Source organism: Natrialba aegyptia DSM 13077, from assembly GCF_000337535.1.
GTDB classification, from domain to species: domain Archaea; phylum Halobacteriota; class Halobacteria; order Halobacteriales; family Natrialbaceae; genus Natrialba; species Natrialba aegyptia.
The window spans coordinates 126,174-140,891 of the sequence record NZ_AOIP01000015.1; the positions used below are offsets into that span (position 1 = coordinate 126,174).

At 64.5% G+C, this 14,718-nt stretch carries 13 protein-coding genes; 8 read left to right on the top strand and 5 right to left on the bottom strand.

What is annotated here, in order from left to right; translation table 11 throughout:
- Positions 1-17 precede the first annotated feature (17 nt).
- The gene (locus tag C480_RS04720; RefSeq protein ID WP_241433781.1) at positions 18-686 is read left to right on the top strand and encodes a hypothetical protein; all 669 of its coding nucleotides are present in this window, start codon (positions 18-20) and stop codon (positions 684-686) included.
- 25 nt (positions 687-711) lie between these two features.
- Here the strand turns inward: C480_RS04720 and C480_RS04725 are convergent, their stop codons facing one another.
- Positions 712-1,173 carry a ribbon-helix-helix domain-containing protein gene (locus C480_RS04725; protein ID WP_006664478.1) on the bottom strand — a complete coding sequence of 154 codons (462 nt, stop codon included), beginning with the start codon at positions 1,171-1,173 and terminating at the stop codon, positions 712-714.
- Positions 1,174-1,294: 121 nt separating this feature from the next.
- Positions 1,295-1,726, bottom strand: coding sequence for an SWIM zinc finger family protein (locus C480_RS04730; RefSeq protein WP_006664479.1), 432 nt, complete (start codon positions 1,724-1,726; stop codon positions 1,295-1,297).
- Between the two features lie 406 nt (positions 1,727-2,132).
- On the opposite strand from C480_RS04730, the gene C480_RS04735 reads away from it, so the two are divergent.
- The 6 genes from C480_RS04735 to C480_RS04760 all read left to right on the top strand — a co-directional run bounded on the left by C480_RS04735 (position 2,133) and on the right by C480_RS04760 (position 9,533).
- Positions 2,133-3,164, top strand: a complete 1,032-nt coding sequence (locus tag C480_RS04735) for a hypothetical protein (RefSeq protein ID WP_006664480.1) — start codon at positions 2,133-2,135, stop codon at positions 3,162-3,164.
- A 140-nt stretch (positions 3,165-3,304) separates the two neighbouring features.
- On the top strand, positions 3,305-4,948 hold the full coding sequence (locus C480_RS04740; protein WP_006664481.1) for a thiamine pyrophosphate-binding protein: 1,644 nt from the start codon (positions 3,305-3,307) through the stop codon (positions 4,946-4,948).
- Between the two features lie 109 nt (positions 4,949-5,057).
- A complete protein-coding gene (locus tag C480_RS04745) occupies positions 5,058-6,338 on the top strand; it encodes an MFS transporter (RefSeq protein ID WP_006664482.1) in 1,281 nt (426 codons plus the stop codon).
- A gap of 140 nt (positions 6,339-6,478) precedes the next feature.
- Entirely contained in the window at positions 6,479-7,831 is a 1,353-nt protein-coding gene (locus tag C480_RS04750) for an aminotransferase family protein (RefSeq protein WP_049903326.1), read from the top strand.
- A gap of 78 nt (positions 7,832-7,909) precedes the next feature.
- Positions 7,910-8,914, top strand: coding sequence for an ornithine cyclodeaminase family protein (locus C480_RS04755; protein WP_006664484.1), 1,005 nt, complete (start codon positions 7,910-7,912; stop codon positions 8,912-8,914).
- A 73-nt stretch (positions 8,915-8,987) separates the two neighbouring features.
- Positions 8,988-9,533, top strand: a complete 546-nt coding sequence (locus tag C480_RS04760) for an 8-oxo-dGTP diphosphatase (RefSeq protein WP_006664485.1) — start codon at positions 8,988-8,990, stop codon at positions 9,531-9,533.
- 90 nt (positions 9,534-9,623) lie between these two features.
- Here the strand turns inward: C480_RS04760 and C480_RS23410 are convergent, their stop codons facing one another.
- From C480_RS23410 to C480_RS04770, 3 genes are all read right to left on the bottom strand, one after another.
- On the bottom strand, positions 9,624-9,761 hold the full coding sequence (locus tag C480_RS23410) for a hypothetical protein (protein WP_161606994.1): 138 nt from the start codon (positions 9,759-9,761) through the stop codon (positions 9,624-9,626).
- 418 nt (positions 9,762-10,179) lie between these two features.
- Positions 10,180-11,151 carry a quinone oxidoreductase family protein gene (locus tag C480_RS04765; RefSeq protein WP_006664486.1) on the bottom strand — a complete coding sequence of 324 codons (972 nt, stop codon included), beginning with the start codon at positions 11,149-11,151 and terminating at the stop codon, positions 10,180-10,182.
- Positions 11,152-11,250: 99 nt separating this feature from the next.
- Positions 11,251-13,011 carry an alpha-amylase domain-containing protein gene (locus C480_RS04770; protein WP_006664487.1) on the bottom strand — a complete coding sequence of 587 codons (1,761 nt, stop codon included), beginning with the start codon at positions 13,009-13,011 and terminating at the stop codon, positions 11,251-11,253.
- A gap of 203 nt (positions 13,012-13,214) precedes the next feature.
- On the opposite strand from C480_RS04770, the gene proS reads away from it, so the two are divergent.
- Complete coding sequence (gene proS, locus C480_RS04775; protein WP_006664488.1) at positions 13,215-14,696, top strand: proline--tRNA ligase; 1,482 nt, start codon at positions 13,215-13,217, stop codon at positions 14,694-14,696.
- The last annotated feature ends 22 nt before the right edge of the window (positions 14,697-14,718 follow it).

Consider the following 14,718-nt stretch of genomic DNA (forward strand, 5'->3'; position numbering starts at 1 on the left):
TCGCCACTCCCTCGGCAATGGGTCACAGTGGGATCGCGGTGATCGCGGCGAGTGACTTCAACAGCACGCGTCTCGGACCGACGGCCGACCCATCTCGCCAGACGGTCGCATTCGATCCGACCGCCGGGGAGGGACTGACCGCAACGAGCAGACGAACGCGAGCTGGTGCCGGTCCGACGGCCACAGCACCGAGAATCTCTGCCGCGGACACCACCACAGCCCGACGCAGTCCGTCGGTGCAACCGACCCGACAGACTGTTCCGTTCACACCCTCAGCGATCGGGTTCGATACTCGAGACACGGTTTCGAGAGCAGGGTTCGGCGGCCACCTCGAACAAACGACGCTGATTCCGGGGTCGTACTTTCGGACTCTCGAGGGGATCGCTGTCGATACGGACGGGAAGCCGATCGGAAACGCGAAGTACATCATAGCGATGGGGGATCTCCCCACGGTCGGCCCGGTCGCAGACGATGGGACATTTAGCGTCTACACGCTCCGTTCGGACTACGACGACTTCATCCTCGTCGCGAGTTCCGGGCGAGCAGATGTCGACTACACCTGGTACACGCCGATCGATGTCGAAATCAGCCCGACCGACGACGATATCGTCCTCGTGTTCGAACCACGCAAGCTGACCGGACTGTACGCCGGGCCAGGGACTGAAATGGGTGGCTCACTTCGCTGAGCCGGATCTCGAAAAAGAAGGGAGCTTACGCGACTGCTTTTTCTCCCGCGTCGACGATGTCCTCACCGTCGGTGTAACACATCGGTCGAACGAATACCCACACGCTCTGGTTGCCTGGCTCGACTGAGATATACCCCTCGCTCTCGAGAGGTTTAATGATCTCGTCGAGGACGGCGCTCTTGGGGGTGTTGTTGTCGTAGAGCTTGTTTTTCGCAGCCTCGAGGCGGACTCGGCGCTTGGTTTTGTGGGGTGCCGACGCCCGCTTGTGGAGCAGCCGATAGGCTTCAGAGAGCCGCTCGTCATCGGGAAGCATCGGTTGGGGCTCGTTGAGATCCCCTCTCGCCTCGACTTCGTTCGCGACCATCTCGCGGAGCTTCTCGCTCCGATTCTTGTCTTCCCGCTCGGCGATCTCGTCGAGCATCTCGAGCAGGTTGTCGGGACAACCGAATGAGACGCGGCTCGAGGGGTCGTGATCCATCCGGCCCATCAGCGATTCACCCCGATTTGCATATCCGGTGAATACGGGGACGGCGTCGGGTTGTGCAGTTCGTATGCAAGGGGGGTGGGGATGCCTACGGAGGCGGCTATCGCGCGGGTGTGCGTGCGCGTCATGGCCGCACCTCCGCCTCCCGCTCGTGGCGTCGTGTCTTCTCGATCGCTCCATCATGTGGCTCGCCCTCGAGCGCCTCGTTGGTCGCGTGGCGCATCTCGTGTTGGTCGTCGGGACTGCCGTCGGTCGACTTCACATCTATCAGCTCGAGGAAGGCAGCCTTCCGGAGCGTGCAGAGATGGGCGCACGGGCCGTCGTGGTACTCCCAACCCTTGCAGTCGCATCGACCGATGTACTCGCCGTCCTCGAGGCCGAGCGCACAGTAGTGGACGCTCTCGCCGTCTCTGAGCGTGACCTTGTACCCGAATCGGCCGAACGATTCGATCAACGCCTCGCGTGGATTCGCTCGAGCCCACGACTCGGTGTCTGCGTCGCGTTCTTCAAGGAAGTCGATGGCCTCGCCGTCGGTCGGCTCTGGGAAGGCGCTCATCGTCCTCGAGACACCTCCTGCAGATCATGTGGGCCGTTCTCACAAACGCGACGGGGGAGGCCACCGGTCGAGGTCTTGGTGATCATTCGACCACCGCAGTGCGGACAGTATCGGGTCACGCGCCGACACCTCCGCCGTACTGCGATTGATTACAACCGCGGATTACAGTTGCCCGCCCGGCGAGTCCATTCCTTCACGTCGTGTTACTCGTTCAGTCGTGAACTCGCCGACCATCGCAAACGCTTCGGATTGCTCGACCCTGACGAGTTCAGTTTCCGACGTCGCTTCTTCGTTTTCGAGAATGTGTCGAGCGCGGTAAACGCGTCGGGTGACACTGTACTGACGAGTTCACTGCGGGGTTGCGTCGCCACGTACACTTTCGTCGGGGGTCGTCGTTGGAGGTGGTATGGAGGACCGGGACCGGGATTTGGACCGGAAACGGCGCACTGGGTCGTTCGAGAGCCAGTCGGGGACCGATCTCACGTACGAGACGGCTGCGGAGTCGCCGATCAAACGCTGGCTCTTGCTGGACGGGAATCGGCTGTTGATCGCCGGGATACTCGCGGGCGGACTGTACGGACTCGTCGTCGGCTGCCAACTCGCCGGCGTTATCGAGGTGACGGATGCCGAGGCGGTCGGCTCGCTGTACAGCGCGCTCGTTGGCGGAACGCTACCCTTTATTACGATCGTGCTGGCGATCAATCAGCTCGTGCTCTCGCAGGAACTCGGCTGGCCGAACGAACTGACCGAGCGCTTCGAACGAATGACCGAGTTCCAGCGCCGCGTCGAGGGAGTGACCGACGTGACGGTGAGTCCGGCCTCGCCGGCAGCGTTTCTCGAGGTTATCGTGCAAGCGACCGTCGATCGGGGGCGACAGCTTCCGACATCGATGACAGCCGACGCAACGGCGCACCAGCGCGAAGAGGTTGCACGCTTTGTCCGCGAACTCGAGGCTGACGGCGAAACAGTTGCGGGGACGCTCTCCGAGGCCGAATTCGGGACGTTCGAAGCGCTCTCGGCCGTGCTCGGACATCATCAGGGGAACTACTACCACGCTGCCCGCTTCTTTAAGGCGGAGTGGAGCGAGGGATTCGAAGAGACGCAGCCACTCGAGGACCTGATCGAACTGCTCGGGCTACTCGCGATCGCTCGGCAGACGTTCAAGACGTTATACGTCCAGCACGAACTCGCCGTGCTCTCTCGGCTGTTGTTGTACGTCGGGTTTCCGACGCTCGTCGGCGGCGGGCTGTTGGTGGTCTCGTATCCGACGCTCGTGACGACGGTGTCGAGTACGGCGGTCTTGCTCGCGATCGCCGCGGGCGGGGTCGCCCTCGTCTTTCTCCCGTTCGTCGTGCTGTTGAGCTACGCGCTTCGAATTGCGACGATCGCCGCTCGAACGGCCGATTTCGGCCCGTTCGTGCCGCGGCGGCCGTCGTGACGGTGTCGATCGGCCGTTCGCTGCTGGTTCGTCTATCCGTTAGCTCCGCGAAGTCCCTTTTGATCGACAGCGACGAGAGACGTTCCACCGAACGAAAGTGATCCTCAACCTTTACGCCCCCGTGTGGCACATCCATCGGTATGCGAATCAGCGAGGCCGTCATCGAGCGGTTGGTGGCAAACGAGATCGACACGCTGTTCGGAATTCCCGGCAAGCAGACGCTCCCGTTGAACGAGGCGATCAGCGAGCGCACCGACATCGAGTTCATCATGGCGCGCCACGAGACGGCCGTTTCGCACCAGGCGTGGGGCTACGCCGAGAGCAGCGGCGGCCTCGCGGCGACCGTCGTTATTCCGGGACCGGGAGATATGAACGCGATGAACGGGCTGAAGAACGCGAAAAACGACTGCACGCCACTTGTTCACATGGCCGTTGAGACGGAGCCCGACGTCCGGGGTGGCGACGGAATCCACGAAACGCCGCCGAACACGTACGATAACGTCGTCAAGGAAAACGTCACCGTCGAGACGCCACAGAGTACGATCGCGGAACTCCAGCGGGCGATCGATATCGCGCTGACGCCGCCGAAGGGGCCCGTTCGCGTCGGCGTTCCGAAGAACTTCCTGCCGATGGACGCTTCCCTCGCCGACCCCGGCGAGACCGACCCGCACTCGCCCGCCGCGCCGGCCGACGACTCGGTCGGCGACGCCGCGGCCCTCCTCGCAGCGGCGGAGCGGCCGATCATCGTCGCCGGCGGCGGCGTTCGCGCCGCGGACGCGAGTTCTGAACTCGCGGCCGTTGCGGAACGGCTCGGGGCACCGGTCTTTCCCACCTACAAGGGCAAGGCCGTCTTCCCCGACGATCACGACCTCTTCGGCGGCGTTCTCTGTGGCGGCACCGGGACCGCGGTCAAAGAGCACATCGCCACGGCCGATGCGGCGCTCGGCGTCGGGACCGACTTCGATGCCGTCTCGATGCACCACTGGGAGATCGACGTTCCCGACGACCTCGTTCACGTCACCCTCGACGCCGCCGACATCGGTACCGGCTACGATCCGGCGGTCGGCATCGTCGCCGACGCCGGGCGCACGCTCGCCGCCCTCGATACTGAACTCGCCGAACGCTCGATCGCGGCGACCGGCGGTCGCGAACGCGCCCGCGAAACGAGAGTCGCCGTCGACCGTCGGCTTGCCGACCTCCGCGCGGTCGATGAATCGCCGATCACGTCGGTCAGCGCGTTGGAAGCGGTTCGGGACGGCGTCCCTCGCGACGCCGTCGTCACCGCCGACGCCGGCGGCTCTCGGATCTGGGCGCTCGTCGCGTTCGAAACGTACGCGCCGCGCGACTACGTCAACCCCGGCTCCTGGGCGACCATGGGATCGAGCCTCCCCTCCGCCATCGGTGCAAAAGCCGCGAATCCGGACCAACCCGTCGTCGCCCTCGTCGGCGACGGCGGCCTGATGATGTGCGTCCACGAACTCCACACGCTCGCCGACGAAGCCCTCGATGTCACCGTCGTCGTCTTCACCAACAGCGACTACGCGATCATCAGCGAGGACGCCGAACGAAACTACCGCATGGACGAAGGCGAGTACGGCTGGCAGAACGTCCCGCTCGAGTTCGACGCAATCGCGTCTGGTATGGGACTCGAGACGATGCGGGCCGCGACCCCGACGGAGATCACCGAAACCGTGGCTGCCGCGATCGACAGCGACGGCCCGACGCTGGTCGAGATCCCTACCGACCCGTACGAACCGCAAGCGAGCGTCTGGCTGAACGACTGACGAGTGCAAGCGTTGTGTCGGGTGGGTGGCCACGGGTGCGTGTGCGTGTCCGGACAGTATCGCTGGCTTAGCAACCATTATGCCACGTGCAGTGCGTGTGAAACCTAGTATGAGTACTGCCCAATCGGGTCGACTCACCGGGAACGACAGGTCGATCACCGGGTTCGTGATGATCGCCCACGCCGTCGTTCACACCTACGAGCTCTCGATCCCGATTCTGATGGTGATCTGGCTTGCCGAGTTCAGCGTCAACACCGCCGTCCTCGGGGTCGCCGTCTCCGTCGGCTACGCGCTGTTCGGTCTCGGTGCGCTGCCGGCCGGCATCCTGGTCGACCGGTTCGGCTCGCGCGAACTCGTGATGGGCTGTCTGGCGGGGATGGGTGGCTCGTTCTTGCTGTTGAGCGCCGCCCAGGGAGTCGCGATGATCGCGGCCGCGCTCTGTCTCTGGGGCATCGCGGCGAGCATCTACCACCCCGCCGGACTCTCGCTGATCTCGACCGGCGTCGAACAACGCGGCACCGGATTCGCCTACCACGGCATCGCCGGCAACTTCGGCATCGCGTTCGGGCCGCTGCTGACGGCGGTGTTGCTGTTGTTCTTCGACTGGGAACTCGTCACGGCCTTGCTCGTCGCACCGGCCGCGATCGGCGTGCTCTACGCGCTGACGGCGAGTTTCGACGAGACGGCTGCGGTGCAGACGGAGCCGGACGGCGGCACCCGAGGGGACGACCGGCAGATGTCGCTCTCGCGGTTCGTCGCGGATAGCCGGGCGCTGTTTACGGTCGGGTTTACGGTCGCGATGGTCGTCGTCATGATGAACGGGCTCTTCTACCGCGGCACGTTGACCTTCCTGCCCGACGTGCTGGGCGACTTCATGCCGAACATCGTCGAGCAACTCCAGTTGTTCGATCCCAACAGCCCGATGGCCGAAGAGTTCGATCCGGCCTCGTACCTCTACGCCGGGCTGTTGATGGTTGGCATGGCCGGCCAGTACGTCGGCGGCAAACTCACCGATCGCATCCGAACTGAGACCGGGATGACGGTCATCTTCGCCTCGCTCGCCGTCGTCGCCGTGGTGTTCGTCCCGGTCGCACAGATGGGGTTCGTCCCACTACTGATAATCGGGTCCCTGCTTGGCTTTCTGCTGTTCTCGCTCCAGCCGATGTATCAGGCGACGATCGCGGAGTACAGCCCGCCGGGAGATCGCGGCCTCTCGTACGGATACACCTATCTCTGCGTCTTCGGCGTCGGTGCCGCCGGCGCTGCGATCGCGGGTTCTCTCCTCTCGCTGATCTCCGTCTGGCAGACCTTCGCTCTCCTTGCAGTGTTTCCCACGACCGGCGCTCTCCTCTCGGTCGTCCTCTCGAAGACGGGCGACCGGCGAAACTGATCCGCCCCGAGGCGGCCGTCGCGGGCGGTCGCGATTCGAGTTGTCCGTGGTTCGAACGCTGTGGGATGATCTAACTCCAAGGTTAAATCGAGTCGAATTGCGGGACAACAGTTAACTCGCACCGAATGGATGTCACTGTCATGTTAGAAGGACCCACGGAGGAATCGACGGCGGCTCCGACGACGATACCCCACTGGTACGACCCCGACAGCGACGCGTTAGCGATTACGGACGGCGACGGCACGACGGTCGTCGACGAGACGGGCACGACGTACCTCGACTTCGTCTCGCAACTCTACTGCGTCAACGCCGGTCACGGCAACCGGACGATCATCGACGGCATGACCGAACAGCTCGAGCAGATCCAGTACGTCTCCGCCGCGAAACGCTCGCCCGTCCGCGCCGCTCTCGGCGAGCGACTCGTCGACCTCGCGCCGCGCTCTCTTTCGCACGCACTGTTCTCGGTCACCGGCAGCGAAGCCAACGAACTCGCCGTCCAACTCGCGCGCAACCACACCGGCGCATCGAAAATCCTGACCCGCTGGCGCTCCTATCACGGCTCGACCTACGGTGCAGGCAGCCTGACCGGCGACCCCGAAACCCGCAACCTCGTCGAAACCCACGCCGCCACGACCGGCGCGGCGAAGTTCCTCCCGCCGATGGCCCACCGGTCCCCGTTCGACGCCGAGACGCCGGCCGAACTCGCGGACGCGGCGGCCGACCACCTCGAGTTCGTCATCCGAAACGAGGGACCCGACAGCATCGCGGCGATCATGATGGAACCCGTCGCGGGCTCGAGCGGCGCGTACACGGCACCGCCGGGCTACTTCGAGCGCGTGCGCGAACTCTGCGACGAGTACGACATCCTCCTGATCGCCGACGAGGTCATCACCGGATTCGGCCGCTGCGGCGAGTGGTTCGGCGTCGAGACCGAAGGGATCGAACCCGACCTGCTCACCTTCGCGAAGGGCGTCACGAGTTCGTACGCGCCGCTGGCCGGCGTCCTGGCGCGACCCGAACTCGTCGCGGATATCGAGCAGGAGGGCTTCGACCTCGGCCAGACCTTCGGCGGCCACCCCGTCAGTTGCGCGGCGGGACTCGCCGCCATCGAGGCCTACGACAACGGACTCATCGAGAACGCCCGAGAGAACGCTCCGGCCCTCGAGACCGGGCTGGACGAACTCGCGTCTCGAACCGACGTCGTCGCTGACGTTCGAGGCCGCGGCTACCTCCGGGCGGTCGAGTTCGCCGATCCCGCGACCGGCGAGCCGTTTTACGATCCGCGCGTCGACGATATGGGAGATGACGAGCACGAAGGTGAATCCGAGAATCCGGTGCCGGCCGTCGCCGCGGCGCTCGAGGACCGGGGCGTCATCGTCGGCACCGGTCGTCCGGCCACGCAGCTCCTGCTCGCGCCGCCGCTGTGTGCGACGGCGACGGAAATCGAGACGGCGCTCACCGAACTCGACGCGGCGATCGACGAGGTGTTCTGACGCGGCCGTTCGTTTCGCTTTCCCACCGCGTTCGCCGCTTGTGACGGCTTTTTCCTCGTCGAGCCGAAACGAGTATGCATGACGGACACGCTGTTTCTCACCAGCGAGGAGATCGACGACCTTGCATCGCCGGCGGACTACGTCGACGCCGTTCGGGACGGCTATCGGCAGGTCGGCAACGGCGCACCCGCGTTTCCGCGACAGAAGTTCTTCCGCGAGGACCCCGCGGGGATGTTCACCAGCTACGCGGCCCTCCTGCCCGACACCGGCGCGATGGGAGGCTACATGTACGGCGCTGGCTTCGGCTCCGGCGACGGCTGGTTCATGACGCCGCTGTTCGACGCCGAGAGCGGCGAGCCCCTCGCCCTCCTCGACGGCGCGAGCATGAACCCCTTCAAAACCGGGGCCGCCGGAGCCGTCGCCGTCGACGAACTCGCCCGCGGCGATGCCTCGACGCTCGCCGTCATCGGCAGCGGCCCGCAGGCCCGCGGCCAGGTCCACGCCACCGCGACCGTCCGCGAGTTCAGCGACGTTCGCGTCTACTCGCCGACCCGGGAGAGCCGGGCGGCGTTCGCCGACGAGTTCGACGAGGCGCTCGACGCCGACGTCGCGGCCGTCGACTCGAGTGCGGCGGCGATCGACGGTGCGGACGTGGTCATCACGGCGACCAGCGCCAGCGACCCGGTCTTCGACGGCACCGACCTCGATCCCGGGACTCACGTCACGGCGATGGGTCAGTACCAGGAGGGCAAACGTGAACTCGATACGACGACGATCGAGCGGGCGACCTACGTGCCGGACCTCCGCGAGCGTGCCACCTACGACGCGGGCTCGTTCCTCGCCGCACTCGAGGCGGGCGCCGTCACCGAGGACCACATCCACGCTGAACTCGGCGAAATCGTCGCCGGAGCCGAACCCGGGCGGACGGGAGACGACGAGATCACCGTTTTCGACAGCGGCGGGACGGGCATCGAAACCGTCGCCGCGGCACACATGCTGTACGAACGCGCGACGGAGGCGGGCGCGGGCTCGACGATCTCGTTCGCGCCGGCGAGCGAAGCGCTGACGGGGAAGCGGCCGTAGATCGGCGGTCGACCCCGATTCGCACCGCTCCCGGTTCGGCTGGCTTTAGTAACTGGTCGCCAAACGAGTTCGTATGATCGAGGCGACGCTCTGTTTCGTGCTTCGCGATCGCGGGGATGGGCGGCCCGACGACGCGGCTGGTGCGCCGAATGCCACCGACGAGGTCCTGCTGATCGAAAAACGCCGCGGCCTCGGCGAGGGCTGGTACAACGGCCCCGGCGGGAAACTCGAAGGCGACGAAACGCCGCGCGAGTGCGCCGTCCGCGAGACGCGAGAGGAAGTCGGACTCGAACTCGATCCCGCGGCCCTCGAGAAGGCGGGCGAACTCGCCTTCCTGCTCGACGGCGCGGTCCACACGCGCTGTCACGTCTACCGGACCGAGACGTTCGCCGGCGAGCCGCGCCCCTCCGACGAAGCGCGTCCCGAGTGGGTTCCGATCGACGAGGTACCCTACGACCAGATGTGGGAGGACGACCGGCTTTGGCTCCCGGGGATACTCGAAGGCCGGACCGTCGCCGGCGAGTTCAGGTTCGCGGGCGGGCAACCGCTGGACGAGGCCGAATTTGTCGATCACGAACTCGAGTGGGACGCGTCGTTTCGTGCGGCAGAGAGCGATTGAATAGCTTGAACGCGTTTTCGCCAACTAACTCCGTTGGAATCCGGTTTTTCAGCGGTGCCGTCGTGCGGAATGGACGCTTGCTACACGCGCTTACTGAACGTCGTCGATCCCTGATTGAGATCGTTTGTCGTCATCTGTGTCGTCAGAAAAGAACCGTCGATAGATCGTTTCTACAAGATCGAAAACCAACTCGATGGTTTTGATGAATAACAAGACGATTTCGTCCATATCTGTTACACTGTGTTCGTTGGAATAAGGGTTGCCCGTACGTATCGCTGAGAAGTCCACCGCATCGCGTCGACGAGAGTTCAATAGCGCCTCTCTCGGAGGCACCGAGAGGACCACAAAGCACTTTGTAAGGTCCGTTGTATCCGCGGAGTGCCGGTATCGCAGGGAATCTTCCGACGAACGGTCGATGGTAGCTACCCGCGTCGTCCGTTGCTCCATAGGCTGTCTTTGACAGCAACACGACCGAAACGGGCGAGGAATCGTCCCGAACTCGAACTGGATGACGGTCGCCGCGACGGGGGTCGGTTTTTGAGTATCTCTCACTCACTATTTCCGCCCTCTGGCCTCCCGCCCCACCCTTCACTCTACAGTTCTAACCGCTCACCTTTCACTTCAGTGAGTTATCTGTCACCGCACGTCAGGGCTTCAGCACGACCTTTCCCGAACTCTTGCGGTCCTCAATGTACTGGTGGGCCTCGGCCGCGTCTTCGAGTGCGAAGTCCTCGCCGAGAATAACCTCGAGGTCGCCGCTCATCAGGCCCTCCGTCAGATCGGGGACGGCCTTCATGATCCGCTCGGGGTCGTGGTAGGAGGCCTGCCCGAGGTGGAAGCCGGAGACGGTCTTGTTCTCGAAGAGGAGTCGGCGGTTCTTCGCGCTGGCGGGAACGCCGCTCGCGACGCCGTAGGTGACCATGCGCCCGAAGTGGGCCATCGCGTCGAGGCTGCGCTCGAAGACGTCGTCGCCGACGGACTCGAGGACGAGGTCGACGCCTTCGCCGTCGGTCTCCTCGTCGACGACCTCGCGGAAGTCCGTCTCCGTGTAGTTGATCGGGTGGTCGCAGCCGAGTTCAGCGGCGAGATCGAGTTTTTCCTGCGTGCTCGCGGTGCCGAAGACCTCCGCGCCCGCGTTCGAGGCGAGCTGGACGGCGGCGGTGCCGACGCCGCCCGCTGCGGCCTGGATCAGTACCGTCTCGCCGGCTTCGAGGCTGCCCCACTCGAACAGACAGCTGTGAGCGGTGAGAAACTGGACGGGGAAGCCGGCGGCTTCCTCGAAGCTCATGCCATCGGGAATCGGAAAGAGCATCTGCGCGTTGGCCGTGGCGTACTCGGCGTAGCCGCCGGTGTCGAGCATCCCGACGACGCGGTCGCCCTCGTTCAGATCGACGCCCTCGCCGGTCGCGTCGACCGTCCCTGCGGCTTCCATGCCGGGAACGTAGGGGGTTTCCGGACCGCCGGGATACGCGCCGCGGCGCTGCATGATGTCCGCGAAGTTGATGCCCGCGGCCTCGATCTCGATCCGGACCTCCCCGGCGTCCGGTTCGGGTAGGTCGGTGTCGATTTGCTCGAGCTGATCGCTGTCGCCGTACGCTGTTACTTCAATCGCTCGCATACTCGTACATTTGTAGCACGAGCGCATAAAGGGGCGAGAACCGGAAGGAACCAACCAACCGTTGTCAGCGGCAGTTCGTCCGTTGCCGGGCGGCAAGCGCTACTCGTCTTCCCAGCCCTGATGAGACGGGTGACGATCCGTCCGGTCGTGATTGGAGCCGCGCTCCCACACGTCGCCGGTGTCGCCGGACGGGCCGCGGCGCGTCTTCCACTCGAACTCACCGGGATCGTCGACGGTCACTTCCCAGATGTCGCCGTCCGTCCAGGTGCCTTCGATGCCGCCGCCCCAGTTGGTAAGTTCGTCGGTGCTGCCGGTGAAGTAGACGGACTCGCCGTGATCGACGCCGACCGTCACTCGGAGCGTGAGTTCGCCCGACCCGCCGCCGCTCTCGGGTGCGTACATGACCCAGCCTTGTGAGGGAACGGTAATCTCGACCCGCCCCTCCTCGTCCGTCGTCACCTCGTCCTGCCCGCCGGCGTGATCGACGAGCGTCTCGTTCGGCCAGGACGTGTCGACCCACTCGGTTCGGTCGTCCCACTCGTCGTTGTTGATGCCGGCCAGCAGATTGAACTCGCGCTCGAAGACGTAGAGAGCGTCGCCGACGTACCGATCGATCAGCGCGCCGGTCGCCAGATTTCGTTTGACCCAGATCAAGTCTTCGAGGTACGGATCGTCGATTTCGGCGTCCCCCTCCGAAGAGAGAAAGAGCATCGGCAGTCCCGGAGACGAGAGGAGATACGCGTGTGCGAGTTCAACGGCGATTCCCTCCGCTGTGTAGTCTCCGGGGTCGTCGCCGTCGTCGATGCCGACGTTCGGGCCGGCGGTATCGTGGTTCTGGACGAACGTCACCGCGACGCTCGGATCCTCGTGAACGATACCGCGCGCGTTCTCCCGTGCGAGGGCGGTCATGTCGCCGCCCTCGAAGGCGTCCATGATGGCGTAGTAAAGCGGATAGTCGAAGACGCTCATTCCGGTGTCGGCGAACTCCATGACGGTGTTCGTGTCGCCGTCCCAGATTTCGCCGACGCGCCAGAGGCCGAGGTCGTCGGCCAGCGGGTTGATCTCGGAGGCGAAGTACCACGGCCAGATGTGGCCCGCTGCGTCGAGTCGGAGGCCGTCAGCGCCCAGGGCGGCCAGCCGTTCGAGATGAGCGGCGTGCTCGTCCTGAACGTATCCGTGTTCGTGGTCGAACGACGGAAGCCCGAGCAGGTCACACTCGTACTGGGCGCGCTCTTCGTCGTTTCCTTCACCCTGCCAGTAACAGTCCTCACCGAGCGTGCCGTAGTCGTGAAAGTGCTCGTCGCGGTCGAACTGCGGGAGGTCGACGGGACCATCCGGCCCGTCTGCCGTCGCCATGTGGTTGAGGACGACGTCGAGAACGACCTCGATATCGTGGTCGTGGGCGGTGTCGATCAGCGACTCGAGTTCAGCCTCGGTGCCGTGGGGTGAGTCGAAGGTCTCGAGGTCCACCGGCTGGTATCCGAGCGGCGGATTCGGCTCGAGGTAGCCGTAATACGGGTGTGGATCGCCGTAGTAGCCTTCTTGGTCCGCCGTCGTCTGGTCCTCCCAGTCGAGTTTGCTGACGGTCGGCTGGGGCAGCCAGACGATGTCGATACCCACATCGGCGAGTCGCGGGATGTCGGCCTCGATTGTGGCCCACTCGGTGTGAAAATACTGGTAGGCGACGCTGTTCTCGTCGAGGTCGATGGAGTCCGCGTCGGCGCTTGCAACGCTGGAGCCGCCCGCAAGCCCGGTGGCTGCGGCTGCGATGAGCGCTCCGTTCGTCTGCAGGAACCGCCGTCGTTTGATACTGCTCGATCGGCCTTCGTCATCGTGGTCATGGTGGCTGTTACCATCCATACACCAACCCCGTCCAACGAGAGTAGTAATAATACATCATGATTTTAACACACTTCTAGAACGCAGTCACTGTCAGTTCGGCGGATCGATACAGGCCATCCGATGTGCTCGCTGATCAAGTGCTGAGAGCGCTCTGACGATAGTCGACCGACGGCGCTCGCCAAACACTGCGGATTTATTTCCCCGGTCGCAAAGGAACTCGTATGAGCAACGAAAGTCAGGAACTCGGCATCACCGAGTCGAAATCGCACAAACCCGGTGACTGGTACGCCGAGGTCGTCCAGAAGGCGAACCTTGCGGACTACGCACCCATGGGCGGGTTCATCGTCACGAAGCCCCGCGGCTACGCCCTCTGGGAAGCCATCCAGGACGCGCTCGACGGCTGGTTCAAAGAGACCGGCGTCGACAACGTCTACTTCCCGCTGTTCATCCCCGAAAGCTTCCTGGAGCGCGAGAAAGACATCGTCGAAGGCTTCGACCCCGAGGTCGCCTGGGTAACCCACGGCGGCCACGACGAACTCGAAGAACGGCTCGCGGTGCGACCGACGAGCGAGTCGATCATCGCGCCGTTTATGGCCGACTGGACGCGCAGCCACCGCGACCTGCCCCTGCGGCTAAATCAGTGGTGTTCCGTCGTCCGCTGGGAGGCCACCGAGACGAAGCCGTTCTTCCGGACGAAGGAGTTCATGTGGCAGGAAGGCCACACCGCCCACGCGACCGACGAGGGAGCCTGGGACGAGGTCTGGACCCGTCTGGGGCAGTACGAACGCGTCTACGAGGACGTGCTCGCGATTCCGGTCCTCCGCGGGAAAAAGCCCGAACACGACAAGTTCCCCGGTGCCGACACCACGACGACGGTCGAGGCGCTGATGCCCGACGGAAAATCCGTTCAGGGTGGAACGAGTCACAACCTCGGGCAAAGTTTTGCCGAGGCGTTCGACATCACCTTCGTCGACGAAGACGAGAACGAACAGACCGCCTACACGACTTCGTGGGGGCTCTCCTGGCGCGCACTCGGCGCGCTCATCATGACCCACTCCGACGACCAGGGACTCGTGCTCCCGCCGACCATCGCACCCACGCAGGTCGCCATCGTCCCCATCTGGCAGGAAGAGACCAAAGACGACGTCCTCGAGTACTCCGAGAACATCGCCGACGAACTCGAGGACGCCGGCTTTCGCGTCGAACTCGACGACCGAGACGAGCGCAATCCCGGCTTCAAGTTCAACGAACACGAACTCAACGGCGTTCCCCTCCGACTCGAGATCGGCCCCTACGAGGTCGAAGACGAGGAGGTCACGCTGGTTCACCGGCCGGACAACGAAGAAAGCGTCGCGGACCGCGACGGCATCGTCGAAACCGTCGACGAGCACCTCGACGAAATCTTCGACAAACTGTACGACACCGCCGAGGAGAACCTCGAAAACAACATCCGCGAAGCCCACAGCCCCGAAGACATCCTCGGCACGCTCGGCAAACACGGCGGCTACGTCAAGACGCCGTGGTGTGGCGACGAGGCCTGCGAGGAGGCTATCAAGGAGAAAATCGCCGCCGAAATCGTCATGCAACCGCTCGAAGACGAGGGCGGAACGACGGCCGGCGAGGTCCCCGAACCGGACCACGACGAGTGCGGCGTCTGTGGCGACCCCGCCGACGAAATCGCCTACTTCGCGAAGTCGTACTGACGGATTACCGACCGCAACCCGC

What these genes read in the sequence shown, in the direction of transcription:
- C480_RS04720 (WP_241433781.1), top strand. Translation starts at nt 18, where the DNA reads ATGGGTCACAGTGGGATCGCGGTGATCGCGGCGAGTGACTTCAACAGC.
- C480_RS04725 (WP_006664478.1), bottom strand. Translation starts at nt 1,173, where the DNA reads ATGGGCCGGATGGATCACGACCCCTCGAGCCGCGTCTCATTCGGTTGT.
- C480_RS04730 (WP_006664479.1), bottom strand. Translation starts at nt 1,726, where the DNA reads ATGAGCGCCTTCCCAGAGCCGACCGACGGCGAGGCCATCGACTTCCTT.
- C480_RS04735 (WP_006664480.1), top strand. Translation starts at nt 2,133, where the DNA reads ATGGAGGACCGGGACCGGGATTTGGACCGGAAACGGCGCACTGGGTCG.
- C480_RS04740 (WP_006664481.1), top strand. Translation starts at nt 3,305, where the DNA reads ATGCGAATCAGCGAGGCCGTCATCGAGCGGTTGGTGGCAAACGAGATC.
- C480_RS04745 (WP_006664482.1), top strand. Translation starts at nt 5,058, where the DNA reads ATGAGTACTGCCCAATCGGGTCGACTCACCGGGAACGACAGGTCGATC.
- C480_RS04750 (WP_049903326.1), top strand. Translation starts at nt 6,479, where the DNA reads ATGTTAGAAGGACCCACGGAGGAATCGACGGCGGCTCCGACGACGATA.
- C480_RS04755 (WP_006664484.1), top strand. Translation starts at nt 7,910, where the DNA reads ATGACGGACACGCTGTTTCTCACCAGCGAGGAGATCGACGACCTTGCA.
- C480_RS04760 (WP_006664485.1), top strand. Translation starts at nt 8,988, where the DNA reads ATGATCGAGGCGACGCTCTGTTTCGTGCTTCGCGATCGCGGGGATGGG.
- C480_RS23410 (WP_161606994.1), bottom strand. Translation starts at nt 9,761, where the DNA reads ATGGACGAAATCGTCTTGTTATTCATCAAAACCATCGAGTTGGTTTTC.
- C480_RS04765 (WP_006664486.1), bottom strand. Translation starts at nt 11,151, where the DNA reads ATGCGAGCGATTGAAGTAACAGCGTACGGCGACAGCGATCAGCTCGAG.
- C480_RS04770 (WP_006664487.1), bottom strand. Translation starts at nt 13,011, where the DNA reads ATGGATGGTAACAGCCACCATGACCACGATGACGAAGGCCGATCGAGC.
- proS (WP_006664488.1), top strand. Translation starts at nt 13,215, where the DNA reads ATGAGCAACGAAAGTCAGGAACTCGGCATCACCGAGTCGAAATCGCAC.